We start from the raw sequence: 24,087 nt of genomic DNA on the forward strand, positions 1-24,087 counted from the left end.
ACCCCTTATTCGATCCGCGCAAGGAGTTGTTCGATTACGTCGCTGGCCTGCCGCTGCCGCAACGCCCGCGCTTCGCGCTGCTCAGATTCATCGCCTTCGCCCAGCTCGAATTTGGCAACCGACACCGGGCCATCCTTGCGATAGCCCTCGGTCTTATCGTCGCTCGTGAAACGGCTGCGCAGGATCGTCAGCGCAGCCTCGATGACGGCGCCATGTTTGCCACTTCGCTCGTTATGGAAGGCTTCGGCTACAGCGTCCATGCCTTCGGGTGCGTGCTCGATGCAATAAATCAGATCGTGCGCATCCTTGCGCTCGAAACGCTGGTCGAACGCGAAGGACTTCAAGCAGGTGAAGCTGACAAGGCTGGCATGCTTGATCTTCTCGGTAGCGACGCCGTTGCCACCCAGCAACTCGGCCTGGATTTCGGTGATCTGGTGCAGGTCGAAGACGATGGACGAATGCGGTATGTTCAAGGCTGAGATCGTGCCTTCGGTCGGCAGCGGTTGCACCTTGCCGCCGGCGATGTCCGGCGCGTCCGCGAGCAGTTCCAGCACCATCAGCGCGCCATGTTCGGTGCGGGTCTGCCAACGCCACGAGAGCTTCTTCCCCACGTCGTTTTCGGCGCGTTCGAAGCCCATCTTTTTGAGGTTGTCCTCCAGCGTGTGATACGCCTCGGTGTCGGCCAGGATCTGCAGGTCGATTACGATGTCAACGTCCAGCGTGCCTGCGTGCGCCGGCACCACAGGCGGTCGCGCGGCGACGAGATACCGCGGCGTGAGCCCGCCGACCAGGTAGACCGAATCCTTCCACGGCCCGAGACCGCGCAGCAGCGTTACAAGGACACGCTCGCAGTCCGCCGTGTATTGGTCGCTGTAGCCGTCGAACGTTGCAGGCTTGGCCATCAGAAGCCGATCCTTTCCTTGCGGAAGTGTCCGGCCATTTCCTTGGAGCGGCCTTCGCCGCGCAACAGGTCGAGATAGATTTGAATGGGGCTCGCCAGCCACAGGCCATCGACCTTCTCGCGAAACAGCAGTTCTCCCGGCGACTTGGCCTCGATGACGGCCAAGTTGGCGCCTTCGTTGACGACGCGCGCATCGAGGTCGCCGATCGAGGCATCGGCGCTCGCACCGATTAGCACCCGCATACGAACCTGGGAGACGCTGGAAAGGAATGGTGCATAGCGCTGCGCGGCGGCCTCGTGGCTGACTGCGTACTGGACGTCGTGCGCGTCGAAGACTTGGCCGATTTGCGCCATCAGCGTATCGGCCTTCGCGCCTGGCACGTAGTACCGGCGCAGGGTCGGCTGACGGATAGTTGCAAGTTCCTTGGCCCATGCGTCCAGCAAGGCTGCCGGCTCCCGTAGGTAGCGCTCCTTGCTCGGACCCTGCCCACGCGCTTCCAGCCAGTCAAAGCGTTCCAACTCGGTCAGCACTTGCGAGGCGGTGGCGGGCGACACCATGGCTTGCTGTGCCAACTCGGTGACGCCGAACCAGCTTTGATGCTGGACCAACAGGGCGTGAAGCACTTGGGCGCGCCGTCCGGTAAACAGCGTGCGCACCGACTTCGCCAGGGCCTTGGGTGGCGGTTTGTCGATATAGAGGTATGCACCTGGCGCAGGCAAGTACAGGCTACCGCCGCTGTCGTAGTAGCCGACGCGCTCACTTCGGAGTAGTTCCTTCGCGCCTGGGGAGATGGATTCGGCGACGAGGAACGACAAAGGCTTTTCCCCGTGCCCAGCAGGCCTCTCGTGGCTCGCCGCCCGAAGCTGCCAGATCACCTGGCGCACATCTCGGGGAAAGACGGCCTTCTTGGCTTCAAGCAGTAGGACGAAGGACTTGCCGGCGACGTGCAGATCGACCTGAGCATCGTACCCACGGTCATCGTGCGTGCCGACGGGTTCCCAATGGTCGAAGTCGGCCTCCACCTCCGGAAGCTCCCGCAGGGCGTCAAGGAAGCGCGCAATCAACTGTTGTTCGGTCAGGCTGGACTCAAACATGCGGGCAGTGGTGGCTCGTTTGCTGTTCAGTAAATATGGGTACCTTACCGAATATTCGGCCAAATGGCAATTTTTACTGCGCAGTGAAGAATGGCCTCCTGCCGGGGCTCGACTAAGCCCCTGTCGCGCGTTCTGGCGTTTCGCCGTCGGGTTCGCGGGCTGTCCCCACGCCTCGTGCCGAGTCGCGGCCATCCGGCTTTGATCCTTGGCGCCTCCGCCCTGGCGGGCCTGCGCGCTCCGCTTGCCAAGGGCCGGGGTGCGAGGGAGTGGGGCGGTCTTGCTGTTCCCTTCACCGTATCACGGCGTTCTCGCCGTCAAGGGCGGCGCGCGCTTGTGCGCGCTTGCGTCCTGGCGGCCGTCTGCGACCCCTGACTGCTTGCGCTGCGCCGTGCTGGCCACGGTTCCGGGCAATTCCGCCCGAGCAACCGGAGCGCGATCATGTCGCAACTGTCCTTTTCCTCGTTCGATGCCTCGCTGATGGTGCGCGATGCACAAGGCCGCTACCTGCTGGCGACGGCAGACCAGATTCTGGAGGCCGCGCGCCAGGCCATCGAGCACAAGATGCAGCGCGGTACCTCGTTCAGTTCGCCGGCGGCAGTCAAGGAGTACCTGCGCGCCAAGCTGGCTGGCTTCGAGCACGAAGTGTTCGCGGTGCTGTTCCTCGATACGCAGCATCGCCTGATCGAGTACGCGGAGATGTTCCGCGGCACCATCGACAGCGCATCGGTGTATCCGCGCGAGTTGGTCAAGGAGGCGCTGCGGCTCAATGCGGCGGCGGTCATCGTTTCGCACAACCACCCGAGCGGAAATCCCGAGCCGAGCGGCGCCGACAAGGTGTTGACCCAGCGACTCAAGGAGGCGCTGGCGTTGGTGGATGTCCGCACGCTGGATCACATCGTCGTGGCGGGCGGCAGCACCATGTCCTTCGCCGAACGCGGCCTGATCTGACCGAGGGGGCTTCGGCCCCCTTTTTGCTGCGCCTGGTGGCGCGACTCCGGCCCTCGCGGGCCTGCGCGTGCTGCGCACTTGTCAAAAACTGGGGTGCGCGGAGGTGTGAGGGAGGCGGTCTTGCTGTTCCCTTCATCGTGCCACGGCGTGCTCGCCGTCAAGGGCTGCGCGCCGATGGCGCTTGCGGCCTGGCGGCCGTCGTTGACCCCTGACTGCTTGCGCTGCGCCGTGCCCCGGAAGGGTCGGGCAATTCCGCCCGGCATCCTTTCAGGAGTTCACCATGAACAACGCACTCATCACTGACGAGCAGCGCATCGTGCTGCTGGCCAACGGCCGCGCATCCTTGGAGAACGCGGACTTCGATCCGGCGCCCGTGGTCAAGCTGTTCACGCCGGACGCCGGCGCGACCTGGCTGCTGACCGAGATTGATCCCGACGACCACGACCGCGCCTTCGGTCTTTGCGACCCGGGCCTGGGAGAGCCGGAAATCGGCTGGGTCAGCCTGGGCGAGCTGGCGACGGTGCGCGGCTGGCTGGGCCTGCGATCGAGCGTGACCTGTCGTTCCGCGCCGAGAAGCGGTTGAGCGCCTATGCGCGCGATGCGCGGCTGGCCGGGCGGATCGCTGTCTGACCTGGCCCTTGGAGCGCCGCAAGGCGCTCCTATCCACTAGCTTAGCTCAATGCGGCTTCTTCTCGCCAGAGCGCAAGGTCAAGACTCGCATACCGCTCGCGGTGACGGCCACAGTGTGCTCAAACTGAGCGGACAGTTGCCCGTCGCACGTGACGACCGTCCAGCCATCGTCTTCCGTCCGAACGGCCCGCCGGCCTTGATTCACCATAGGCTCTATGGTGAACACCATGCCTTCGCGCAATACCAAGCCGGTTCGTGGCTTGCCCCAGTGCAGCACCTGGGGCTCCTCGTGCATTTCACGGCCGATGCCGTGGCCGCAATACTCTCTGACCACCGAATATCCATTCCTGCGGGCGTGCCGCTCGATGGCATGCCCCACGTCACCGAGCGTGGCACCTGGGCGGACGGCTTGAATGCCTTTCCACATCGCCTCATAGGCCGTCTGCACGAGCCGCCTGGCCGGTAGCGCCACCTCGCCCACCAGATAGGTCTTGCTGGAATCGGCGATGTAGCCATTCTTCTCCAGCGTGATGTCGAAGTTCACGATGTCCCCATCTTGCAGGATGTCCGCAGCGGAAGGCACACCGTGGCAGACCACGTTGTTGCGGGAGGCGTTGAGCGCATAGGCGTAGCCGTACTGGCCTTTGCTGGCTGGACGTGCATTGAGTTCATGGACGATGAGGCCATCTACCAGATCGTTGATCTGCATGGTGGACATGCCGATCAGATCCAACCGATCGAGATGGCCGAACACCTGCGCCAACAACTGGCCCGTATCTGCCAGAAGCGCGATTTCTTCCGGTCGCTTGGTCATGCCGATCCCATCTTGACAGGTTGTGCCACAACGCCTGCGGCCCGCAGTTCACGAGCAACGATCTCGTTGAAGCTCTGCGTCGGATTCATTTCGCACAGTATGCCGATCTTGATCCAGAAGGCCGCCTGCGCGTTGATCGACCGACACGACACGGCGCTTGCTTTGCGCAGTTGATCGTGCAGATCGTCGTCGATGTTCACTATGCCCATGAGCTTTGGTTTATATGAAACATATATGAATCATATGTTCACCCTGCTGGTGGCGCAAGTGACCTTCTGACGCGATCTGAGGCCGATGGCCTAGAAGTCCGGGCGTCCCCGGCCAAGAAACATGGCCGGTCGCGCTGTCGTGCGCGTGGCGCATCGAGCCGCCTGCGGCGTCTCGCCCCTGACGGGCTTCCATCGTCCCCTCGCTCCGCTCGGCTGACGCCTCCGGCCCGGCTTCCAGCTTCGGGCCTGCGCGCTTCGCTTGCCGTGCGGTCGGCGTGTGGGATGGCCGTTGCCTTGTCCAGCCGTCTCCCCTGACCTCATCACCTTCACCGCGACTGTAGCCCGCGCCCGTGTGCCGTCAAGGCGCGCAGGGCCGTGTCCTCGCTGCGCTGCGGGCCGCACCAACCCTGCGCTTGCCTCCTTGACGGCACCCGTTCGCGCGCTCCTGACCGTCGCGGGCGATGAACTCAGGAAAGACGGTGGCAACAGGGCCAACCGGGTTCCTCGTGCCGACCGCACCGAACAGCCGAAAGGCTGGGCTTCCGAATCTAGGAATCCGGTGTGCGGTGAACAGCAACCCCTTTTTTCTTTGTCAGGAGAAATGCCATGCAACTCGCATCCCGCTTCGCTTCCCGTTCACCGGTGCTGCGTTCGGAACGTCCCTTGTCCGACGACCAAATCCGGGCCGTGGCCCCGTCCATCTTTGCGGAGGCACCGCACGAAAGCCGCTCCGAGCGGTACAGCTACATCCCCACCGCGACCGTACTGCAAGAACTGCGCGGGGAAGGCTTCGAGCCTTTCATGGTGACGCAAACCCGCGTGCGCCACGACGACCGTCGCGACTACACCAAGCACATGATCCGGCTGCGCCACGCCAGCCAGATCAACGGCCGCGAGGCCAACGAAATCATCCTGCTGAACTCCCATGACGGCACCAGCAGCTATCAGATGCTGGCCGGAATGTTTCGTTTCGTCTGCAGCAATGGCCTTGTCTGCGGCGACACCGTGGCGGACGTGCGCGTGCCCCACAAGGGCGACGTAGCCGGGCACGTCATCGAAGGCGCTTACGAAGTCCTGCACGGTTTCGACCGGGCGCAGGAATCCCGCGATGCCATGCGCGCCATCACGCTCGACGCCGGGGAATCGGAAGTGTTCGCCCGCGCTGCGCTGGCGTTGAAGTACGACGAGGACAGGCCCGCGCCCATCACGGAATCGCAAATCCTGATGCCGCGCCGCCATGACGACGACCGCCGCGACCTGTGGAGCGTGTTCAACCGCACGCAGGAGAACTTGACCAAAGGCGGCCTGTCCGCCCGCGCCGCGAATGGCCGCCGCCAGACCACCCGGCCCGTGCAGGGCATTGACCAAAGCGTGCGCCTGAACCGCGCCCTGTGGCTGCTGGCCGATGGCCTGCGCCAGTTGAAAGCCTGAATCCCCACGCGGCAGGGGCAGGCAGCAGCCCTTGCCGCTTTTCTCGCTGCTGCATCCCAACCGCTAGGAGAAATCACCATGAACGCCATACTCAAAACCGAAGCCGTCGCCATCGAAGCCGCCGCACCGCTGGAAGTGGCCGACCCGACCAAGAACCTGATCTTGGTTCCCCTCTCGCAGTTGCTGCCGCGCCGCTCCAAGCGCAACGTCCGCACGACCCCGCGCCAGTCCATCCCCGAACTGGCCGCGAGCATTGCCCGCATCGGCTTGCTGCAAAACCTGATCGTCATCCTCGCCGCCGATGGCGAGCAATACGAAGTCGTCGCAGGCGACCGCCGCCTGACCGCCTTGAAGCTGCTGGCAAAGAAGAAGCGCATCCCCGCCGACTACGAAGTGCCGTGCCTGCTGGTGCCCGATGCTTCGGCCCGTACCGTCAGCCTCGCGGAGAACGTGCAGCGCGAGAACATGCACCCCGCCGACCAGTTCGCGGCCTTCGCCGCGCTGGTCAAGGAAGGCCGACCCATCGAGGACATTGCCGCCGACTTCGGCGTGTCCCCGCTGGTGGTGCAGCGCCGCTTGAAGCTGGCGAACGTCTCGCCGCGCCTGATGGCCGACTACCGGGCCGGTGGCGTGACGCTGGAACAGTTGATGGCCTTGACCATCACCGACGACCACGCCGCGCAGGAAGCCGCGTTCTATGGTGCGCCGGAATGGCAGCGCAGCCCGTCCAAGCTGCGCGAGCGCCTGACCGAGCGCGAAATCGACGCCGCGCATGCGCTGGTGCGCTTCGTCGGGCTGGACACCTACCGGCAGGCAGGCGGCGGCATCCGCCGCGACCTGTTCGCCGAAGGCGATGCCGGAACCTACCTCACCGATACCGGAGTGCTGGAAGCGCTGGTGCGCGACAAGCTGGAAACGCTGGCAGAAGACGTGCGCGCCGAGGGCTGGGCATGGGTGGAGGCCGTGCCGCATCTTGCCTACGAGGAACGGCAGGCGTTCCAGAACGCCCCGCGCCATCGCCGCGAGCCGACGACCCGCGAGGCCCGCCGCATCGCGTCGCTGGAAACCCGCCTCGAAAAGATCGACGCCGAACTGGAAGATGCCTGCGACGCCGAGGACGAGGCCAAGGCCGAGAAGCTGGAACAGCGGCGCGATCAGGTGATCGGGGAACTGCAAGACGCGGAGGACGCCTTGCAAGGCTATGCGCCCGAGGTGCGCGACGTGGCCGGTGCCATCGTCACCATCGACCGCAACGGCGAGGCCGCCATTCATCGCGGCCTGCTGCGCGAGGCCGAGGCCAAGGCGCTGCGCACGCTCGACAAGCTGCGGCGCGGTTTCGGCGGCACCGAAGGCGAAGCCGCCAACGACGAGCGCGAGGACGACGACGCGCCCAAGGCCGCGAGCCTGTCCGACCGGCTGGCGCAGCGGTTGAGCGCCCACCGCACCGCCGCGCTGCAAATCGAAGTCGCACGGCATCCGCACGTCGCGCTGGCCGCGCTGGTGCATGGCATGGTGCAGACCGTCTTGCAGCCCGACGCCTACGGCGATGGCCTGCCGCTGGGCGTGCGCCTTACGGCGCAAGACCGGCTGGAAGGCATGACCCCGGACTGGCCGGAATCGCCCGCCGCCGTGGCGCTGCGCGAACTGCAACAGGTGGCCGGTGAAGCCTTGCCGGAGGACAGCGCCGAACTGTTCGCCGCGCTGCTGGTGAATTCGCAAGACGAACTGGTGCGCCTGCTGGCGGTTTGCGTGGCCGCGACGGTAGACGTGGTGACGCCTCGCGCCACGACGCACCAGCGCGGCGAGGAACTAGCGCAGGCCGTGGGCCTCGACATGGCCGCATGGTGGAAGCCGACCGCAGAAGGCTACTTCAAGCACGTTTCCAAGGCCGCGATTCTGGATGCCGTGGGCGAGTACGCGCCCGAGCAGGTCAACCGGCTGGCGAAGCTCAAGAAGGCCGACATTGCCAGCGAAGCGGAACGGCTGGCCGATGGCACGGGCTGGATGCCCGCCATCTTCAAGGCCGCAGACCCGCAGGAGGCCGCGCAGGAAGAAGGCCCGGAGCAGGACGCGCCGGAGGATGCCGAAGCAATGGCGGATGAACCCGCCGAGGCGCTGGCCGCTTGACCCGCACCGAAGGCAAGCGCCCCGGCCTCGACCGGGGCGCTTCGCTGGAAGGAGAAGCCACATGACCCGCACCACAAACAGCCGCCCGCGCATGGCGGCGACCTATGCCCCCGGCACGGTACGCGCTCGCCGCTGGCATGGTGAAGGCGACGTGCGCGGCTATCGCCCGCCCTCGGGCTGGATGGCCTGCGCCGACCTCACCGACATTCATCCCATCACGGGCCGCGCCTTGCCGCGTGCCGTGTGGTGGCTCATCGAGACGAAGGAATAGCAGCGGCAGCCCCCGGCACATTGAGCCGGGGGCTGTTCCAAAATCCGGGCGCGGCGGTGGCCGCGCCCGGTTCCAACGTCCAAAACAAAATCGCCCCGTCGCCGCCTTCAGCCAGGCGGGGACAGGGCGGCGCGGGATTCCTCCCGCGCACTTGCTTCACGGCAGTCGGTCGCTATGATGAGCGTACAGCCGCGTCTAGCTGAACCTGCTGCCGGGTTAAACGACGTTCTATACCGCTTCATTCGTTACGTTGACCGTGCCCATTCCTTCGGTCGATGCGTAATCGGCAGACATCGGCCATGTACAGAGGAATTTGGCATGTCTGCATCTACCTATTTTGTTTCCGAGGCCGCCGTCCGCAATCTCAAACAGCGGGCGGAGCGCCGCGTGAGCGGCGTCCGTTCCGCGCATATGAGCGAGGTCGTAGCCGCCGCGCTCGGGTTCAGAACCCATGCGGCGCTGCGCGCCGCACTCGGCGGTCGCGCCACTGCCGAGGCTAGCAAACCGAGCAATGCACGCGCGATCCAGCGGTTGCGGCAGTTGGGCTACAACGCACCAGATGACCTGCATTTGCTACCAGAGCTGGACCGTTCCTACTCGCCGTTCAAGACCTATCCGCTGCGCAAGCAGCGCGGCGTGCGCTGGAACGCATGGCGCAACCTGATGGTCGCGGCGATCAACGCCGGCTTGGAACAGCGCCTGTTCGGGTTGTCCCCGGGCGAGGACTGGTGGGCCGGCGCCGACCCGACGAACGGAGGCGGCGTGCGCGGGTTGTACCGCTTCACCTTCGACGGCCTGCCGGCAACTGCGGCTGTCGCCGCGATTAGCGGCGACGAGTTGGCGATCCACGTACTGCTTGACCCGCGCAATGAGCAGGTCGAAGCCGACTTCAACGACGGCCTGGATGACGGCGCGGCGTGCGCGCACGGCTGGCTGGAACGTCGGCTCGGCGCTTGGATACAGGATGGCGGAGAGGAATTCTCGTGCAAGCGTGCTGTGCAGGCGCGAGTGGCCGCGGTGGTGATTGAGCCGCACGGTTACGCCGACCAAGGCAGCTTCATCCTGTAGAGCGTTCGAGCCAGTTCGTGAGGCGAGAACAGGGCGTGGCGGCACTTATGCGCCGCCGGGCTTTCGGGCTGCGTCCCGTGCCGTCTTTGCCGTCACGGCCATTCGGCTTCAATCCCTCACGCCTGCGCGCCTGCGGCGCTGCGCTTGCCTCCAGGGGAAAGCCTTGCAGGCTATCCCCGCCGCGCGATGCTTGGTGCATCTTCGATGCGGCCGAACCGGCTGCGCTGGATCGGCCTGGCCAGCGCCCCGCCGCGATGGTCGCAACGCTGGCAAACACGCTGGCGCTTGCTGCGGCAGGTTGTGCGGATGCGTGCCGTCCTCAACGCTGGCGGTTCCTGCCCATCACGTCACGAAGGACGGTTCACGGACAACCCGCCCGGCATCGCTATGGAGCTTCCACGCCACGCCTCAAGACCTGCGCCGCAAGGTGCGGCAAGGGCGTTCTCGCTTGTCGTTGGGTGGTTGACCTGGCCCGCGTCAGGGGGCGTGCCGGAGATGCCTTCGGGCGGGGGGGGCGAGCCGGCCCTATCTCCTTTCGGAGCGGTTCGGCCCAAGGCGTCCTTGTCTCGTTGTGAATCCTGGCGGGGGCGCGGCTGCGCCTCGGGCTTCATGGCTGCAACCGTCCGGCGAAAACAATTTCCCCGCCGCTGCGCGGCTTCCTCGCGCAGCAAATTCTTTTCACCTTCCGGTTCTCCACTGCGTTTCGACCGCAAGCGGTGCAGCCAGCCCGTCCCCCGCCGGCCGGATCACAACAAGGACGCGATGGGCGCGAACCTTGTTCAACCGAAAGGAGAAATCATCATGGCCAACATCGGCACCTTCACCACCGACAAAGACGGCTTCACCGGCACGCTGCGCACCCTGACGCTCAACGTCAAGGTCAAGCTGGTTCCCAACGACAAGGGCAGCAGCGAGAACGCCCCCGACTTCCGCCTCCAGGCCGCAGGCCACGACATCGGCGCGGCATGGAACAAGACCAGCGAGGCCGGGCGGGAATACAAGTCCGTGACCCTCGACGATCCTTCGTTCCCGGCTCCGGTCTATGCCCGCCTGATCGAAGGCGAGGACGGCACGCACGACCTGATCTGGTCGCGCAGCAAGCCCCAGGCGGCGTGACCGCCGCAGCGCCCCGCCCATCGCGGCGGGGCGCTGTGCTGTTGGTACAGCACCTATCCAGTCAGCACCTATGAGAAGCAGGCTCGTTCCGAACCGCTATTGGAAATTACACGCCGTTCCTAGCGGATTTAATGTCAAGAAGATTGATCTGGTCAATCTTATCTTTGTGGATCACGATGGTCAGCTTCGCGGGATACTTGAATCGCATTTCGCTGATCCTGAACGTCCACAGCATTATCTTCAGGAGATCCTCGTCGGAAATGTTCTTGTGTCCTTTGATTCGCGTGATTCCCGAACCGAAGATTGTGGTCGATACGCTTTGCTGGGCGTAGACGTTGTTTACCTTGTCCCAGAAATTGATGAGAAACTCAAGGTACTCCGGCATCGTTAGCAGCGCCTTGTTGTTCTCGTCGAACTTGGAGAACGCGGTCAGGAGGTAGTCCTTGTACAGGCAGATCGTGCCTATCTGATATCTTTTCTTCTTCCCCTGTTTCCTGGCCTCGTTCTCATCCAGCACTTCGCTGATATCAAAAGCGTATTCCTCGATGTGGCGGTCCAGTTCGGAGAGTGGGACGCCGAGATGCTTCTGGATGAAAACGCCGTTGAGGGAAGTCTCGCCAATTATCTTGTTATCAACCTGCGTGTCGAAATACTCATTGAAGGCGATTGCCTTCAATCCAGGCTGCTGGAAAATGTCTCCAGTCTTGATCGCGACATCGCTGCCCTCGACATTGATGTCGATACTATTCAGGTTGTTCGACCAGAGCCATATCACCAAGTAGGTGAGCGCCAGTATTACTAAGAAGGCCAAGCCAGCCTTCAGCTTCCACTCGGTAGGGACGTCAACAAAAATAACTACGAATGACAGCGTACCGCTGATGACAGCGGTGATCTCAAGGAATTTCTTGATGACCCGCCTGTCAAAAAAGTTGACCTTCGCCATGACGTGGATCATTCGCTCCGATATGTCGATTGATTATGGGTTGTACCTGTAGATGCCTGGGGCCTTCATGCTCCCAACCATGAACTCGCCGTCCTGCAAGGATTTTTTTATGAGTTCCTTGTTCATTGGGACATGAAGCGTAGGGATTTTGCTCATCGAATCCCGGAATACGGGAAGATTTCCCCACAGGTTCTTGACCGCCTGCTTCAATGATCCACCGACCAGCAGGCTTTCCTTGGTGGCATATTCAGGGTAGACGACGATGACGGGTAGCCCCTGGTCGTTGATCCCGTAGTCGATTTCTTCTCGAAGGGCACGGGAATTCGTCGTGATCGAACTCAAGATGAGGATGATGTTCTTCGAGTTCCGAAGGCGCTCCCTGAGTCTCGGCTTCAGGGTGTATTCCCAATCGCTGCCGTCGCGGACGCTGTAAGTTTTGTCGTGCGAATCGACAAAGGGGAACGTCGCATCAGCGCCTTTCCACATCCGCAGGGTGTTGTAGTATTGAAAATCTTTTGTCGCATTGGCACCCAGCGAGCTGGGATGGAATGGCTCCGCAACGTAGAAGGCGGTGTAGTTTCCATTTCGATATGCCATGGCGCTTCTCAATCTCCGTCTGAATTCAATACCGCCTCAAGTTCCTGGCGAACCTGCGCCAGCAACTCGTCGGCCTTGCGCGTGCTGTCGCCTGCGTAAGCCAGCGTCAGCAGCGTGAGCGGGTGGATCTCCATCACCTCGCACAGCTCGGCCAGTTTGTTCAAGGTCGGGCTTTTAAGGTCGCGCTCCAGGGTACTCATATAGGTGCGGCTCGACACGTCCGAAAACGCTTCTTGGCTCAAGCCACGCGCTTTCCTGACTGTCTTCAAAGCCTTCGCCAATGAGTACCGAGCCGCCACCTATGGTTCCCCTGAAAAACCAAGATGACAACTCATTGCGCTCTATAGGGCTACAATCTATAGTGTTCATTGTTGTTCTCCGCTTTCGTGCCTTTACGGAAATCCGTATCGACGGGTTCCAGCAAAGCCACAGAACCGCATCCGTGCTTGCGCACGAAGGCGTACATCCGTTTTCGCGGTTCTGCGCTTCGACGTGGAACAGCATTTGTGCATCATTGGATTTGTGGGATTGCCGACCATGCCCCAGTCACTCACCACCGCCCCGGAGCGCGCGCAACTGCTCGCCAACGGCGCGGCCCGTGCCGCTGGCCGGGCCATCGACCCGGTGCCCGTGGTGCGCCTGTTCACGCCGGACGCGCACGTGACCTGGCTGCTGGCCGCGCTCGACCCCGTCGATGGCGATACCGCCTGGGGCCTCATCGACCTGGGGATCGGGATGCCGGCGCAAGGCACCTTCAAGCTGTCCGAGCTGGCCGGCATCGTCGGGCCACGCAAGCAGCCCGTGATGCGCGATCTCTATTTCCAGCCCACGCGCACACTGTCGGAATACACCTGCTTGGCCGAGCAAGACGGGGCTATCCCGGACTGAGCACAGCCCACTGTGACTTTTTCAGTCTGGTGTCATACCGGGCAGGTCTCAATCAGCATTCTTGCGGCGCAGCCGCACCAGTCTGATCCAAATAGACATGATGCCCGACGCGGGCTACGGCAGGCTGGTCTGTACGGCGCCCCACCTCGGGGCGTTGCCGCCGCAGCATTGAGACAACTACCGCAACGCATCGGAGCCAATCGGTCTTGACAGTCCCAACTATCTTTTTTCCCCATGACGTTCTGATGATGGCGATGTAGCGCGTAGCCCTGCCGTGGCGGCCTGTCCTGTTCGCAGGGAGGTTGCGCCATGGTCGATCCCCATCACGTCGCGCATTGGTATCCGACTGCCGCTTACCTGTACGTCCTTTGGCTGGATACGCTCGCGCTCGCCTGGGAGTACCTGCGCAGGCATCCCGACTACCGGCTTGACTGGCTGCGCCGTCATCGCCGGCCTGAAGCAGCGCATCGCTGGGGCTTGCGCCTGCTGGAAGACCCTGCCTTGGATGCGCGTGACGCGCATCCCGCTTGGCTGCCTGGTCATGCGGCCGTGGTGCAGCTCTATCCCGATGCCGACCCGCCGCAGGATGCCGCCACCTTCGCGTTCTGGTGCATCCCCGGCCACAAGCAACTTCTCCACGACGGCAAGGGGCTGGCGCTGATCGCGCGCAGCCCAGGCCATTGCCTGCGCTTCGCGTTGGCGTCCGCCCTGGAAGACGGCATGGCCGTGGCCTATGCCCATCGCGGCGGCGCTGCCGCGAATGCGCGTCGCCATACGCACGGCCCAGCCTTGGCCGACGCCAAGCCCAGGCCAACACCTGCCGCGCTGCTGGAGCTGCACACCTTGCAGGCGCTCGACGCGACCCTGGCGGGCGCATCCTTGCGCGATGTCGGCGAAGGGCTGTTCGGTGCCGAGGCCGTGGCCGATTGGTACAGCGATGGCGGCCTGCGCTCCAAGGTGCGCCGCCTGGTGCGGCGCGGCGATGCGCTGATGCGCGGCGGCTATCGCCGATTAGCACAGCTTCCGCCGCTTGAGAAGGGTCGTTTTGATGCGGACGCAAAACGGCCCTGATCGGAAACCTCTCGCTTCTTGAGACTGCCTCCATCCGGTCGCGCTGTGTGGCCGGGCGTTTTCAAACGATGGAGGTTCACACCATGCGTCCCGCTCCTTTGCGGCCTGCCGCCACTGTCTCGACCGCTGCCGCGCAACCTCAACGCTATCTCACCAACGACGAAGCCGCCGAGTACCTACGCCTATCGCCGCGCACGCTGGAAAAGCAGCGCGTGATTGGCGGTGGCCCGCGCTTTCGCAAGTTCGGCCGCCGTGTCATGTACGCCGTGGCCGACCTCGATGCCTGGGCTGCCGACCGCAGCTTCGAGACGACCTCCGATCCCGAATACGCCGAGCACCACTTGGCCGACAGCCGTGCGCGCTGATCGGCGGCGCGCGGCAGGCCATCGCCATGTCCAGCACCGCGCTGCCGTCTCGGCAGCGGCCGTTGCAGGAGCGCGAACAGCTCGACCTGTTCCGCGCCTTGCCCGGCGACATGGCGCCGCGCGACAGCCAGGACTTGATGGCCTATCCGTTCTTCTCGCTCGGCAAGTCCAAGCGGGTCAAGCCCATCGACTTCCGTGCGGGCAACGTGACGATCCGCGTGGAGGGCACGGCCGAACACGGCATCGCCACGATCTGGGATGCGGACGTGCTGATCTGGGCTGCCTCGCAGATCGTGGAGGCGAAGGACGCGGGCCTGCGGCCCTCGCGGCTGATGCGCGCCACGCCCTACGAGATCCTGCGCTTCATCGGGCGCGGCAAGTCGCTGCGCGACTACCAGCGCCTCAAAGCGGCCTTGGATCGGCTGCAATCGACCACGGTGGCCACGTCCATCCGCGAGACGACCGGGCGGCGCCTGCATCGCTTCTCGTGGATCAACGAATGGAAGGAACTGGCCGATGCCAACGGCACGCCGCTGGGCATCGAGCTGATCCTGCCGGACTGGTTCTACGCCGGCGTGCTCGACGCCGCCCTGGTGCTGACCATCGACCCGGCGTATTTCCGGCTGACCGGCGGCATCGAGCGGTGGCTGTACCGCCTGGTGCGCAAGCACGGCGGCAAGCAGGAATACGGCTGGCAATTCGACTTCCGCTACCTGCACCAGAAGTCCGGCAGCACTGCGAAGCCCTACGACTTCGCCTGCGACCTGCGCGCGCTGGTCGCGCGGCAGTCGCTGCCCGGCTACGTCCTGGGCATCGAGAGGATGCCGGACAACGGCATGGAACTGCTGACGTTCCGGCCCGTGCCGCATACGGCACGGGGATAACTCCGGGAGAGCCTGTGAATGGTGTCGTGCTATCAGGCGTGCGGGGTATCGTGCTATCGGGCGTGGGACTATCGTGCTATCAGGCGTGCCGATCGGCCGCAAACCCGCACCAGCACTGGGTTTCCCCGCCCTCTAACTTCCCTAACTTAATTTCTCTAACTTTTAGTAGAGAAACGCCGCTGCGGTGGACAACCACCACGCGGCCGCAAACGCCGCGACAACAGCCGGGCTTTCCAGCAGGGAGGGCCAGGTCATGATCGTCGCGCTGCTCAACCAGAAAGGCGGCGTGGGCAAGACCACGCTTGCTACGCACATCGCCGGCGAGCTGGCGATGCGCGGCCAGCATGTCGTGCTGCTGGACGCCGACCCGCAGGGTTCATCGCTGGACTGGACGCAGCGCAGAAGCCAGCAAGGCTTGCCACGGCTGTTCAGCGCCGTCGGCCTCGCACGCGAAACGCTGCATCAGGAAGCGCCAGAACTCGCCAGGCGGGCAGATCACGTCGTCATCGATGGGCCGCCGCGCATCGCCGCCTTGGCGCGCTCCGCGCTGCTGGCGGCTGAGCGCGTGCTGATCCCGGTGCAGCCCAGTCCCTACGACCTCTGGGCTTCAGCTGAAATGGTGGCGCTGATCCGCGAGGCGCAGGTGTTCCGGCCGGCGCTGCGCGCGGCCTTCGTCATCAACCGGCGCGTCAGTACCACCGTGATCGGGCGCGAAGCGCGCCAGGCGCTCGCAGACCAGCCGCTTCCTGCGCTGCGCGCGGAAGTGCATCAACGCATCGTGTTCGCCGACAGCGTGGCCGCTGGCCGGCTTGCACGCGAGACGGCGCCGAACAGCGCCGCCGCCCGCGAGATCACGGCGCTGGTGGACGAATTGCTGCGGTGGCCGTCATGACAGAGAAGCCGCCACCGAACAGCAAGCGCAATGCCAAGCGCGTCGGCATCGGCGCGCGTCCGCCCGCGAATCCACACGCCGAGGCGTGGATTCGTCAGGGCGACGCCGATGCGCTCAACAAGGGCGACCTGTACACCGCACGTCTGACCCTCGACATCACGCCCGCCATGCGGGCGCGCATCAAGGTGTCGGCCTTCACGCAGGGCGTGACCGTTGCCGATCTGTTGCGCGGGCTGCTGGAGCGAGAGTTTCCAGAACACCGCAGGGAGAGCACACCATGAACGCATCCGCTTCGCCTGCCGCTGGCGCGGCCACGGCTGCGCTCGCAGCACCTTCCGGCCAGCCTGCCAACGCGCCGCTGACGCGCGTGGCGCTGGCCTACATCGAACCACGCTTCAAGCTCTATCTGCGCTTCGGTGAACCCGCGCGCACGCTCCAGCTCGACCGCTGGCGGCGTTGCGCGGTGTTCCTGCCGGGCGCCGTGTTTTGCCGCATCCGCTGGCAGGCCAACGACTACGGCACCGTGCGCTGGCAGCTCATGGTCATGCAGGCTTGCACGCCGCTGGACGCGGCGCAGCGCATCCCCGGCGTGCAGCCGGGCGCGCGCCTGCTGCTGCACGCCGAGGGAGAAAATCAGGTGCGCGCCATGCTGGAACGCATCGACGCCATCGAGGCGCTGGGCATCGCACCTGTCGGTGCCTCGCCCGCGTACTGGCGCACGCTCGCCAACCGGCTTGCTGCGCGCCTGCCGCTGCCGGAGTACACCGCCGAGCGGCACGCCGCCTGGCTCGCAGGGAGGGCGCTGCCATGACCGCCGCTTGTGCTGCCGACACCGCGCCGCATCCTCGCTCGCGCCTGCGCACTCGTATCGTGCTGGCGGGCCTGTCCGCCTGCGGCCTCGCTGCGCTGGCCTGGGCATCCTTCGTGCATCCGCTGCCGCGCCTGATCTACAACCCGTCCGACAGTGTGGCGATCGGCTGGTATCGCGTCGATCCGCTGGGCCACGGTGCCGGCTCGCTGCCACGTCCGTTGTCCGTAGGCAGCATCGTCCTGACCACGATGCCGGCAGATGCCGCCGCGCTGGCTGCGCAGCGCGGCTACCTGCCGGCTCACGTACCGCTGCTCAAGCGCGTGGGCGCCATCGCGCCGCAGGAGGTGTGCATCACCGGCCGCATCGTCCGCATCGACGGCGTGCCTTCGGCCGCCGTGCTGCCCGCTGACCGTTGGGGCCGGCCGCTGCCATCCTGGCAGCAATGCCGTCGCCTTCAACCCGGCGAACTGTTCCTGTTCAGTGTGACCAACCCGGCGTCGTTCGACAGCAGGTACTTCGGGCCGGTCAGCGCGTCCGCCGTGATCGGCATCGCGCATCCAATCTGGCTGGAGGCCCGTCCATGATGGCGGCCGATTCGCTGCACGTTGCCGTGCATCTCATCGTGCCATCGGGCGTGCCGATCCGTTGGCTTTCCGCATGTCGTCGCGCGTGCAGTGCGGGCGCATCCGCGCTGCACTTCGCGCTGCCTTCCCATGTGCAGGCGTCTTGCCTCGAACGCGCCTGGCCTGTGGCCGTCGCCGCGTTCGCAGGCGCGCTGGCTGCCCACGCAGCAGCACCGCCGGGCCGCCGCTGCCCGGAGCGCCAGCGAGGGGCAAAGGCGGAAGGCAAGACAAAAGGACGCGGCACCGGGCCGCGTCGAAAGCCAGTCTGCACGTGGGGTTGGCGCAGCACGGCGCGGCTTCGCTGCCGTGCTGCTTGTGGCGCGAAGCTCGCGCCAATGCAGGCATGTCTGCGTGCTTCGCACGACAGGACACGCCGTAACTTGCAGGGAGCACAGCCATGACCGACCGCCGCGACGACGATTTCCGCATCCGCCCCAGCGCCCCGAAGAATCGGGGCCAGGGCTTCGTCTCCAAGGTGCTCAAGCAGGCAGACAAGGCCAGCGCCGGCAAGTCCTCGGTGCGCCGTTCGGCGTCGGCGCATGGCACCGGCCAGCGGCCCGGCTCGCGCCTGGGGCGCGGCCACACGGCGGCGCGCTTCGCGGGGGCGAAGCTGATGCCCATGTCGCGGCGCGTGACCATCAAAACGCTGCTGGTCAACCAGCGCCAGGCCAGCCCGCAGTCGCTCGCCAAGCACCTGCGCTACATCGAACGCGACGGTGTGGGCCGCGATGGCGAGCCGGGCCAAGCCTACGGGCCGCAAACCGATGCCGCCGACCTCGACGCCTTCAAGGAACGCTGCGCCGACGACCGGCACCATTTCCGCTTCATCCTCTCGCCCGAGGATGGCGCGGAGCTGGAAGACCTGCGCACCTACACGCGGCACCTCATGGGCCGCATGGAGGCCGACCTGGGCACGGGCCTCGATTGGGTGGCGGTCAACCACTGGAACACCGACAACCCGCACACGCACATCGTCGTGCGCGGGCGCGACGACACCGGCAAAGACCTCATCATCGCGGGCGATTACATCGCCGATGGCTTCCGCCATCGCGCCGCCGAGCTGGCCACCGAATGGCTGGGGCCGCGCACCGAGCTGGAGATCCAGCAGACCTTGCAGCGCGAGGTGGAGCAAGAGCGGTGGACGAGCCTGGATCGCACCCTGCAACGCGAGGCAGGCGAGGGCGGCCGAGTGCAGATCGAACGCTTCAACGAACCGCGGCTGCAATGCCAGCGCCTGCTGCTGATCGGCCGGCTGCAACGCTTGCAGCGCCTGGGCCTGGCCGACGAAATGCAGCCCGGCACCTGGGCCGTCCATGCCGACGCCGAAAAGACCCTGCGCGTCCTGGGCGAGCGTGGCGACATCATCCGCACCATGCAGCGGGCCATGCGCGGCGAGCCGCGCGAGCTGGCGGTGTTCGAGCCGGGAGACGACGGCCGAACCATCCTCGGCCGCGTGGCCGCGAAGGGGCTGGCCGACGAGCTGCGAGACCGGGGCTATCTGGTCATCGACGGGGTGGATGGCAAGGCCCACTACGTCGCGCTCAACGCCCGCGACGAGCTGGCGAACTACCCAGCCGGTGCCGTGGTGGAGGTGAAGGGATCGGCCGACCTGCGCGCCGCCGACAAGAACATCGCCGCACTGGCGAGCGGTGGCCTGTACCGCACCGATCATCACCTCGCCATCGCGCAGGGTCAGGCCGTACCGGGCCGCGATCCGCAGGAAGTCGTCGCGGTCCACGTCCGCCGGCTCGAAGCCCTGCGCCGGGCCGGCATCGTGGAGCGCGTGGCCGAAGGGCTATGGAAGGTGCCGGACGACCTGGCCGAGCAGGGCCGCCGCTACGACGCGCAGCGCCTGGGCGGCGTGGCCGTTGAACTGAAATCGCACCTGCCCATAGAGCGGCAGGCCCGCGTGATCGGGGCCACCTGGCTTGACCAGCAGTTGATCGGCGGCGGCTCGGGCTTGGGCGACCTGGGCTTTGGCGGCGAGGCCAAACAGGCGATGCAGCAGCGCGCCGACTTCCTGGCCGAACAGGGGCTGGCCGAGCGGCGCGGGCAGCGCGTAATCCTAGCCCGGAATCTGTTGGGCACGCTGCGCAATCGGGAATTGGCGCAGGCCGCCAAGGACATTGCGGCCGAAACCGGCTTGGAGCACCGGCCCGTGTCCGACGGCCAACGCGTGGCTGGCATCTACAGGCGTTCCGTCATGCTCGCTAGCGGGCGCTACGCGATGCTTGATGACGGCATGGGATTCAGCCTGGTGCCGTGGAAGCCGGTGATCGAGCAGCGGTTGGGACAACAACTCGCTGCGACCATTCATAAAGGATCGGCTTCCTGGGAACTCGGAATTCGTCGAGGTATATCTATTGGATAGAAGCTAGTCTTCCGTCAACAGGTGTAGCCATCTCTTGCTAGCGGCTTCCATAGAACTTTTCCACGAACGAGCGACGGTAACTCTGGTGGCAGGCTAGGCAGCTTTGCTGGGTTTTGGAGAAAGCCGCGATGACTGCTTGGCCGTCATTCCGCTGGGCAGCCTCGCCCATGGCGGTCGCGGCGTCATGGACCTGTCCATCAAGACCCCGAAACTTTCCAGCGTCTGCCCCAAGCCAGGCAAGGATGCGCATCTTTTCCGACATGGACGGCTCGGCATGCTTGGCGATTCGTGGTGCTAGCTCGGTGACCAGTGGCCAGTCTTCTTTGGAGATCGCGCCCGTGACGGCTTGCATGTCGCGCCCGAGTCTTTCCATTATGGTACGAAGCGCCATTGGCTTTGCCGCCTCTACGGACTGCGCACCGAGTGCCGCGGCGAAGGTTGCCAAGAGCACGGACAGCGAAAATGTGAAGAACGATCTGGGTTTCAAGGGCTGGTTCACGAATTTCTCCATTGATGTTTTGACGAATGCTTTGGGTCTAACGAATGGTTGCAGGTGCCCTCAAAATTCCAAACTCAGCGCGATCGATCCGAATGCGTGATAGCCCGCCTGCTGGTCGAACTCGCGGGTTCTCCAAACGCGCATCACGGCAAGCCGCACGCCACGTCCAGCAACGATCCATTGGCTGCTGATGCCGAGAGCTGCTTGCGCGACCCAAGGCCGCCGGCTGACATGGTGGCTATTCCGGAACATGTTTCCGTCGAGTGAGAAGTCCCAGGCGACGGCTTTACCCTCCAGGTTCAGGAAGACATGTGCCCCAGGTTTGGGCGCCAGGACCGATTGCGGCGTTGTCGTGCGCAGATCGGCAACACCAGAGGGCGGGCGGTTCTCCGCGCCAGGGCGGATCGGATAGCTGCCGAAGTCGTTCGGTATGTTCCAGCCCGCGCGAAACTCCACGCCGGTACTGGCGGCGGTTTCGATGTTTCCAACCCGCAGGGCATAGCCGCCGATCACGTCGCTGCCCCATCCAGGGCGGACCGCGCCCTCCGTGTACGGCTTGAACTTGCGTTCCATGGCCATCTGAAATTCCGGCTCGTTGCGCAACTGGTTGTCCCAGCCGCGAAAGCGCTCAATGCCGCGTGCCCGATGCACCAGATCCTGGGATTGCTCGGCCAGCGACCAGGGGCCGATCACGCCCAGGGTCAGCTCACGCACGTCAAGGATTTCGTAGCTTGCGGCTTGTGGATGGATGCGGCGATTCCACGCCAAACCCAGGTAGAGCAAACCAGCGTACGGTCGATCATCTGGAATCACATCGGTGCGCGTCTTGTTCTCGGGCGTGTACATGACTTGGCCAAAGCGCACAACGAGGTTTTGCGACGACGAGTGGGCGCCGGCGTCGTGCCAGAAGCCTGGATCAGCCCAGCCGATGAAGCGGGCGTACAAGCCAATCGGCTGGGGCAGGCATTCCGGACGGAGCCCGCCTTGCAGATCGCGTGAGACTGCTGTTAGCGCGACACCGTTGGTGTAGTTGCGATCGGAGCCGGTGAACAAATCGTTCTCCAGACGCAGAGTGCCGCCCCGCCAGCGCAGGGATTGCTCTGGTGAGCAGGAGGGAGGATTTGCAGAGAGCGAGACTTCGGAACCGAAAGCAGCAATCGGGCTGAACAATGCACCCGTAATCAACAAGGCGGCGCACTGCATCGGCTGCCGCACCTTGGTGCCGCGCAGGCTCCAGAGATACCCGTCGATGCCAATCATGTTGCCCCATCGCCTGCCGCCCTGTTGACGTAAAAGCGTTCGAGGGCACTGACGATTTCCTCCGCTTCGTCTACGCAGGTGAACAAGTCGAGATCGGATGGAGAGACATAGCCTTCGTCGAGCAGAAGATCGAAATCAACTACGCGACGCCAGAATGCACGGCCGACCAGCACCACCGGAATACGCTGCATCTTTCCGGTCTGGATCAAGGTGAGCACCTCGAACAGCTCATCGAGCGTTCCATAGCCACCGGGGAATGCCACCAAGCCCTTGGCGTGCAACAAGAAGTGCATCTTGCGCAGCGCGAAATAGTGGAACCTGAACGCCAGGTCCGGGCACATGTAGGGGTTGGGTGCCTGTTCGTGCGGCAGCGTGATGTTGAGGCCAATCGAGCGTGCGCCAACCTCGAAAGCACCGCGGTTGGCGGCCTCCATGATGCCGGGACCACCCCCGGTGACGACGACGAAATCACGTCGGTTCTGCTGCTGAAAACGCGCCGAAATCAGACCCGAGAAACGCCTCGCTTGCTCGTAATGACGTGCCTGTTCGACCCGGCGGTGGGCTCGCGCGAGCTCTTGCCGCAGCCCGGCATTCTCCGCAGTGACGAGCGCCTGACGCTCCAGCGCGCCAAGGCGGGCTTCTGCCGTCTCGGTATCGCTCACGCGTGCGCTGCCGAAGACCACTACCGTCGAGCGGATGCCTTTCTCGTGCAGGATGCGCTCAGGTTTGAGTAGTTCGAGCTGCAGTCGCAGCGGCCGCAGTTCGTCCTGGCCAAGCAGTTCGATGTCTTCGTACGCAAGACGGTACGTTGGCGACTCGCGGATGGCGCGCAGGCGTTCAGCGAGATCTTCGGCGGGCTTCATCACTCGTGCGCCAGAAAGTCCGGCCAGCGCAGCGCATGACCATGCTCGGGCACCGTGACCTGCCAGCCGAGTTGCTGTTGCAGGAGTTCGGCGAAGGCCTGCGCGGCAGACAGTTCCCCATGCACCACGAAGGTTTGCGCCGGTGGGTGAACAAAACCCCGAGCCCAATTCAGCAACGCCTTCTGGTCGGCATGCGCCGAGAGGCCGCCCATGCTGTGGATCGCCGCACGTACCGGGATGTCCTCACCGAAGATGCGTACACGTTCGGCCCCCTCGATCAGGCGCCGGCCAAGCGTCCCCTGCGCCTGGAAGCCGGGAAACAAGATACTGCATTCCCGGCGTGGCAAGTTGTGGCGCAGGTGGTGCCGGATACGTCCCGCATCGCACATGCCACTGGCAGAGATGATGATGGCCCCGGAGCGGATCCGGTTCAGCGCCATGGACTCTTCAGCGCTCGCTGTGAAACTCAGGTATGGGAGGTTCTCGCCGCGCGCGTGCCATCCTGCCAACCGCTTCGCCTGTTCGTCGAACAATTCGAGATGTTCACGCGTGATGCGTGTGGCCTCGGTGGCCATCGGCGAATCGACGAATACCATCGGTTGTCGCAACCGCCCCTCGCAGGTGAGTCGATGCAGGTGGTAAAGGACTTCCTGGGTTCGGCCAACCGCGAAGGCCGGCACGATGACGTTGCCGCCGCTCTCGAAGAGGGTTTTCTCGACGATGCTGATCATCTCCTCTTCGGTTGCCGAGAAATCCTTGTGTTGGCGGTTGCCGTAGGTGGACTCGATGATGAGGATGTCGGCGTCCTCGATGGGTGTCGGGTCGCGAAGGATCGGGCGCCCCGGCTGGCCGAGGTCACCACTGAAAACGAGCTTTGTCGGATAGCCATACTCGGTCACCCAGACTTCGATGATGGCCGACCCAAGAATGTGCCCGGCATCGCGGAAACGGGTGCGCACCCCCACGCGGGGCGCGAACTCCCGGTCGTATTCGATGCCTCGCACCTGCTGCAAGCAGTCGCTGGCATCCTGCAGGGTATACAGGGGTGACAGCGCGGTCTTCTCTTTGAACCGCTTGGCATCCCGCTTCGCATCGCTTTCCTGGATGTGAGCGCTATCGGGCAGCATCACCCCGAGCAGATCAACCGTGGCTGGCGTGGCGTAAATAGGCCCCGTGAATCCTGCGCGCGTGAGTTTTGGCAATAGCCCGCTGTGGTCGATGTGGGCATGGGTCAGGAGCACGAAATCAATCGATGCCGGGTCGAACGGGAATGGCTCATGGTTACGTGCCGCCGCCGTGCGTCCGCCCTGAACCATGCCGCAATCCACCAGGAAGCGTACGTTGAGCGCTTCCACCAAGAAACACGACCCGGTAACTTCGCGCGCAGCGCCCAGAAAATGCAGTTTCATG

The 24,087-nt window shown here is 64.5% G+C and carries 26 protein-coding genes and 1 pseudogene; 16 read left to right on the forward strand and 11 right to left on the reverse strand.

The features are described from left to right. Positions 1–5: 5 nt before the first annotated feature. On the reverse strand, positions 6–902 hold the full coding sequence (locus tag K2W61_RS20100; RefSeq protein WP_016448853.1) for a hypothetical protein: 897 nt from the start codon (positions 900–902) through the stop codon (positions 6–8). Further along, positions 902–1,996 (reverse strand): hypothetical protein, encoded by a 1,095-nt coding sequence (locus K2W61_RS20105; RefSeq protein ID WP_016448852.1) that lies wholly within the window; start codon positions 1,994–1,996, stop codon positions 902–904. Before K2W61_RS20105 ends, K2W61_RS20100 begins: the two co-directional genes overlap by 1 nt. 438 nt (positions 1,997–2,434) lie before the next feature. On the opposite strand from K2W61_RS20105, the gene radC reads away from it, so the two are divergent. Both radC and K2W61_RS20115 read left to right on the forward strand, forming a co-directional pair. Then, on the forward strand, positions 2,435–2,944 hold the full coding sequence (gene radC, locus K2W61_RS20110; protein ID WP_016448851.1) for a RadC family protein: 510 nt from the start codon (positions 2,435–2,437) through the stop codon (positions 2,942–2,944). Positions 2,945–3,224: 280 nt separating this feature from the next. Further along, positions 3,225–3,574, forward strand: a pseudogene (locus tag K2W61_RS20115) (DUF2958 domain-containing protein). Between the two features lie 46 nt (positions 3,575–3,620). On the opposite strand, the gene map reads toward K2W61_RS20115, so the two are convergent. Next, positions 3,621–4,388, reverse strand: a complete 768-nt coding sequence (gene map / locus K2W61_RS20120) for a type I methionyl aminopeptidase (RefSeq protein WP_236756407.1) — start codon at positions 4,386–4,388, stop codon at positions 3,621–3,623. Beyond that, positions 4,385–4,597, reverse strand: coding sequence for a ParD-like family protein (locus tag K2W61_RS20125; RefSeq protein ID WP_016448848.1), 213 nt, complete (start codon positions 4,595–4,597; stop codon positions 4,385–4,387). Before K2W61_RS20125 ends, map begins: the two co-directional genes overlap by 4 nt. Before the next feature lie 606 nt (positions 4,598–5,203). Here K2W61_RS20125 and K2W61_RS20130 point away from each other — a divergent pair. The 5 genes from K2W61_RS20130 (at position 5,204) to K2W61_RS20150 (ending at position 10,610) form a co-directional block, all read left to right on the forward strand. Further along, positions 5,204–6,028 (forward strand): DUF932 domain-containing protein, encoded by an 825-nt coding sequence (locus K2W61_RS20130; protein ID WP_016448847.1) that lies wholly within the window; start codon positions 5,204–5,206, stop codon positions 6,026–6,028. Between the two features lie 78 nt (positions 6,029–6,106). After that, positions 6,107–8,155 carry a ParB/RepB/Spo0J family partition protein gene (locus K2W61_RS20135; RefSeq protein WP_057505644.1) on the forward strand — a complete coding sequence of 683 codons (2,049 nt, stop codon included), beginning with the start codon at positions 6,107–6,109 and terminating at the stop codon, positions 8,153–8,155. A gap of 61 nt (positions 8,156–8,216) precedes the next feature. Next, positions 8,217–8,426, forward strand: coding sequence for a hypothetical protein (locus tag K2W61_RS20140; protein ID WP_016448845.1), 210 nt, complete (start codon positions 8,217–8,219; stop codon positions 8,424–8,426). Positions 8,427–8,744: 318 nt separating this feature from the next. Continuing rightward, the gene (locus K2W61_RS20145) at positions 8,745–9,494 is read left to right on the forward strand and encodes a hypothetical protein (protein ID WP_054660124.1); all 750 of its coding nucleotides are present in this window, start codon (positions 8,745–8,747) and stop codon (positions 9,492–9,494) included. A gap of 801 nt (positions 9,495–10,295) precedes the next feature. Beyond that, positions 10,296–10,610, forward strand: a complete 315-nt coding sequence (locus tag K2W61_RS20150; protein WP_003107092.1) for a DUF736 domain-containing protein — start codon at positions 10,296–10,298, stop codon at positions 10,608–10,610. Between the two features lie 106 nt (positions 10,611–10,716). Here the strand turns inward: K2W61_RS20150 and K2W61_RS20155 are convergent, their stop codons facing one another. The 3 genes from K2W61_RS20155 to K2W61_RS20165 are packed head-to-tail and all read right to left on the reverse strand — an operon-like array spanning position 10,717 to position 12,449. Beyond that, positions 10,717–11,565 carry a macro domain-containing protein gene (locus tag K2W61_RS20155; protein WP_003296361.1) on the reverse strand — a complete coding sequence of 283 codons (849 nt, stop codon included), beginning with the start codon at positions 11,563–11,565 and terminating at the stop codon, positions 10,717–10,719. Positions 11,566–11,586: 21 nt separating this feature from the next. After that, the gene (locus tag K2W61_RS20160) at positions 11,587–12,150 is read right to left on the reverse strand and encodes a TIR domain-containing protein (RefSeq protein ID WP_016448843.1); all 564 of its coding nucleotides are present in this window, start codon (positions 12,148–12,150) and stop codon (positions 11,587–11,589) included. 8 nt (positions 12,151–12,158) lie between these two features. Next, the gene (locus tag K2W61_RS20165) at positions 12,159–12,449 is read right to left on the reverse strand and encodes a helix-turn-helix domain-containing protein (protein ID WP_034399567.1); all 291 of its coding nucleotides are present in this window, start codon (positions 12,447–12,449) and stop codon (positions 12,159–12,161) included. Between the two features lie 238 nt (positions 12,450–12,687). Here K2W61_RS20165 and K2W61_RS20170 point away from each other — a divergent pair, with 238 nt between their 5' ends. The 9 genes from K2W61_RS20170 to K2W61_RS20210 all read left to right on the forward strand — a co-directional run bounded on the left by K2W61_RS20170 (position 12,688) and on the right by K2W61_RS20210 (position 20,055). After that, positions 12,688–13,038: a DUF2958 domain-containing protein gene (locus tag K2W61_RS20170; protein ID WP_016448841.1), complete on the forward strand. Its 351-nt coding sequence runs from the start codon at positions 12,688–12,690 to the stop codon at positions 13,036–13,038. A 309-nt stretch (positions 13,039–13,347) separates the two neighbouring features. Continuing rightward, positions 13,348–14,109: a DUF2285 domain-containing protein gene (locus K2W61_RS20175; protein ID WP_003294092.1), complete on the forward strand. Its 762-nt coding sequence runs from the start codon at positions 13,348–13,350 to the stop codon at positions 14,107–14,109. Positions 14,110–14,192: 83 nt separating this feature from the next. Then, positions 14,193–14,474, forward strand: a complete 282-nt coding sequence (locus tag K2W61_RS20180; protein WP_003294091.1) for a helix-turn-helix transcriptional regulator — start codon at positions 14,193–14,195, stop codon at positions 14,472–14,474. Between the two features lie 26 nt (positions 14,475–14,500). Next, positions 14,501–15,358, forward strand: a complete 858-nt coding sequence (locus tag K2W61_RS20185; RefSeq protein ID WP_016448840.1) for a replication initiator protein A — start codon at positions 14,501–14,503, stop codon at positions 15,356–15,358. Between the two features lie 253 nt (positions 15,359–15,611). Then, entirely contained in the window at positions 15,612–16,250 is a 639-nt protein-coding gene (parA, locus tag K2W61_RS20190; protein ID WP_016448839.1) for a ParA family partition ATPase, read from the forward strand. Continuing rightward, on the forward strand, positions 16,247–16,531 hold the full coding sequence (locus K2W61_RS20195; RefSeq protein ID WP_016448838.1) for a hypothetical protein: 285 nt from the start codon (positions 16,247–16,249) through the stop codon (positions 16,529–16,531). Before parA ends, K2W61_RS20195 begins: the two co-directional genes overlap by 4 nt. Continuing rightward, a complete protein-coding gene (locus tag K2W61_RS20200; RefSeq protein WP_016448837.1) occupies positions 16,528–17,061 on the forward strand; it encodes a DUF2840 domain-containing protein in 534 nt (177 codons plus the stop codon). Before K2W61_RS20195 ends, K2W61_RS20200 begins: the two co-directional genes overlap by 4 nt. Beyond that, a complete protein-coding gene (locus K2W61_RS20205) occupies positions 17,058–17,645 on the forward strand; it encodes a S26 family signal peptidase (protein WP_016448836.1) in 588 nt (195 codons plus the stop codon). The genes K2W61_RS20200 and K2W61_RS20205 overlap by 4 nt, the downstream gene beginning before the upstream one ends. Positions 17,646–18,081: 436 nt before the next feature. Continuing rightward, complete coding sequence (locus K2W61_RS20210) at positions 18,082–20,055, forward strand: relaxase/mobilization nuclease domain-containing protein (RefSeq protein WP_016448835.1); 1,974 nt, start codon at positions 18,082–18,084, stop codon at positions 20,053–20,055. Between the two features lie 37 nt (positions 20,056–20,092). On the opposite strand, the gene K2W61_RS20215 is transcribed toward K2W61_RS20210, so the two are convergent. Genes K2W61_RS20215 through K2W61_RS20230 form a run of 4 tightly spaced genes read right to left on the reverse strand, consistent with a single transcriptional unit; the run spans position 20,093 to position 24,086 of the window. Further along, a complete protein-coding gene (locus K2W61_RS20215; RefSeq protein ID WP_016448834.1) occupies positions 20,093–20,566 on the reverse strand; it encodes a cytochrome c in 474 nt (157 codons plus the stop codon). Between the two features lie 48 nt (positions 20,567–20,614). After that, positions 20,615–21,814 (reverse strand): lipid A deacylase LpxR family protein, encoded by a 1,200-nt coding sequence (locus tag K2W61_RS20220; RefSeq protein ID WP_236756408.1) that lies wholly within the window; start codon positions 21,812–21,814, stop codon positions 20,615–20,617. Continuing rightward, complete coding sequence (locus K2W61_RS20225) at positions 21,811–22,677, reverse strand: LOG family protein (protein ID WP_054659139.1); 867 nt, start codon at positions 22,675–22,677, stop codon at positions 21,811–21,813. The genes K2W61_RS20220 and K2W61_RS20225 overlap by 4 nt, the downstream gene beginning before the upstream one ends. Continuing rightward, entirely contained in the window at positions 22,677–24,086 is a 1,410-nt protein-coding gene (locus K2W61_RS20230) for an MBL fold metallo-hydrolase RNA specificity domain-containing protein (RefSeq protein ID WP_054659141.1), read from the reverse strand. Before K2W61_RS20230 ends, K2W61_RS20225 begins: the two co-directional genes overlap by 1 nt. Position 24,087: the final 1 nt, after the last annotated feature.

The organism is Achromobacter pulmonis (assembly GCF_021733725.1).
Taxonomy (GTDB): Bacteria; Pseudomonadota; Gammaproteobacteria; order Burkholderiales; family Burkholderiaceae_B; genus Achromobacter; species Achromobacter pulmonis.

Coding starts and splice junctions, on each gene's coding strand:
- radC (WP_016448851.1), top strand. CDS start 2,435: ATGTCGCAACTGTCCTTTTCCTCGTTCGATGCCTCGCTGATGGTGCGC.
- K2W61_RS20170 (WP_016448841.1), top strand. CDS start 12,688: ATGCCCCAGTCACTCACCACCGCCCCGGAGCGCGCGCAACTGCTCGCC.
- K2W61_RS20140 (WP_016448845.1), top strand. CDS start 8,217: ATGACCCGCACCACAAACAGCCGCCCGCGCATGGCGGCGACCTATGCC.
- K2W61_RS20210 (WP_016448835.1), top strand. CDS start 18,082: ATGACCGACCGCCGCGACGACGATTTCCGCATCCGCCCCAGCGCCCCG.
- K2W61_RS20125 (WP_016448848.1), bottom strand. CDS start 4,597: ATGGGCATAGTGAACATCGACGACGATCTGCACGATCAACTGCGCAAA.
- K2W61_RS20175 (WP_003294092.1), top strand. CDS start 13,348: ATGGTCGATCCCCATCACGTCGCGCATTGGTATCCGACTGCCGCTTAC.
- K2W61_RS20205 (WP_016448836.1), top strand. CDS start 17,058: ATGACCGCCGCTTGTGCTGCCGACACCGCGCCGCATCCTCGCTCGCGC.
- parA (WP_016448839.1), top strand. CDS start 15,612: ATGATCGTCGCGCTGCTCAACCAGAAAGGCGGCGTGGGCAAGACCACG.
- K2W61_RS20215 (WP_016448834.1), bottom strand. CDS start 20,566: ATGGAGAAATTCGTGAACCAGCCCTTGAAACCCAGATCGTTCTTCACA.
- K2W61_RS20105 (WP_016448852.1), bottom strand. CDS start 1,996: ATGTTTGAGTCCAGCCTGACCGAACAACAGTTGATTGCGCGCTTCCTT.
- K2W61_RS20145 (WP_054660124.1), top strand. CDS start 8,745: ATGTCTGCATCTACCTATTTTGTTTCCGAGGCCGCCGTCCGCAATCTC.
- K2W61_RS20220 (WP_236756408.1), bottom strand. CDS start 21,814: ATGATTGGCATCGACGGGTATCTCTGGAGCCTGCGCGGCACCAAGGTG.
- K2W61_RS20150 (WP_003107092.1), top strand. CDS start 10,296: ATGGCCAACATCGGCACCTTCACCACCGACAAAGACGGCTTCACCGGC.
- K2W61_RS20180 (WP_003294091.1), top strand. CDS start 14,193: ATGCGTCCCGCTCCTTTGCGGCCTGCCGCCACTGTCTCGACCGCTGCC.
- K2W61_RS20130 (WP_016448847.1), top strand. CDS start 5,204: ATGCAACTCGCATCCCGCTTCGCTTCCCGTTCACCGGTGCTGCGTTCG.
- K2W61_RS20185 (WP_016448840.1), top strand. CDS start 14,501: ATGTCCAGCACCGCGCTGCCGTCTCGGCAGCGGCCGTTGCAGGAGCGC.
- map (WP_236756407.1), bottom strand. CDS start 4,388: ATGACCAAGCGACCGGAAGAAATCGCGCTTCTGGCAGATACGGGCCAG.
- K2W61_RS20230 (WP_054659141.1), bottom strand. CDS start 24,086: ATGAAACTGCATTTTCTGGGCGCTGCGCGCGAAGTTACCGGGTCGTGT.
- K2W61_RS20200 (WP_016448837.1), top strand. CDS start 16,528: ATGAACGCATCCGCTTCGCCTGCCGCTGGCGCGGCCACGGCTGCGCTC.
- K2W61_RS20225 (WP_054659139.1), bottom strand. CDS start 22,677: ATGAAGCCCGCCGAAGATCTCGCTGAACGCCTGCGCGCCATCCGCGAG.
- K2W61_RS20135 (WP_057505644.1), top strand. CDS start 6,107: ATGAACGCCATACTCAAAACCGAAGCCGTCGCCATCGAAGCCGCCGCA.
- K2W61_RS20160 (WP_016448843.1), bottom strand. CDS start 12,150: ATGGCATATCGAAATGGAAACTACACCGCCTTCTACGTTGCGGAGCCA.
- K2W61_RS20100 (WP_016448853.1), bottom strand. CDS start 902: ATGGCCAAGCCTGCAACGTTCGACGGCTACAGCGACCAATACACGGCG.
- K2W61_RS20195 (WP_016448838.1), top strand. CDS start 16,247: ATGACAGAGAAGCCGCCACCGAACAGCAAGCGCAATGCCAAGCGCGTC.
- K2W61_RS20155 (WP_003296361.1), bottom strand. CDS start 11,565: ATGATCCACGTCATGGCGAAGGTCAACTTTTTTGACAGGCGGGTCATC.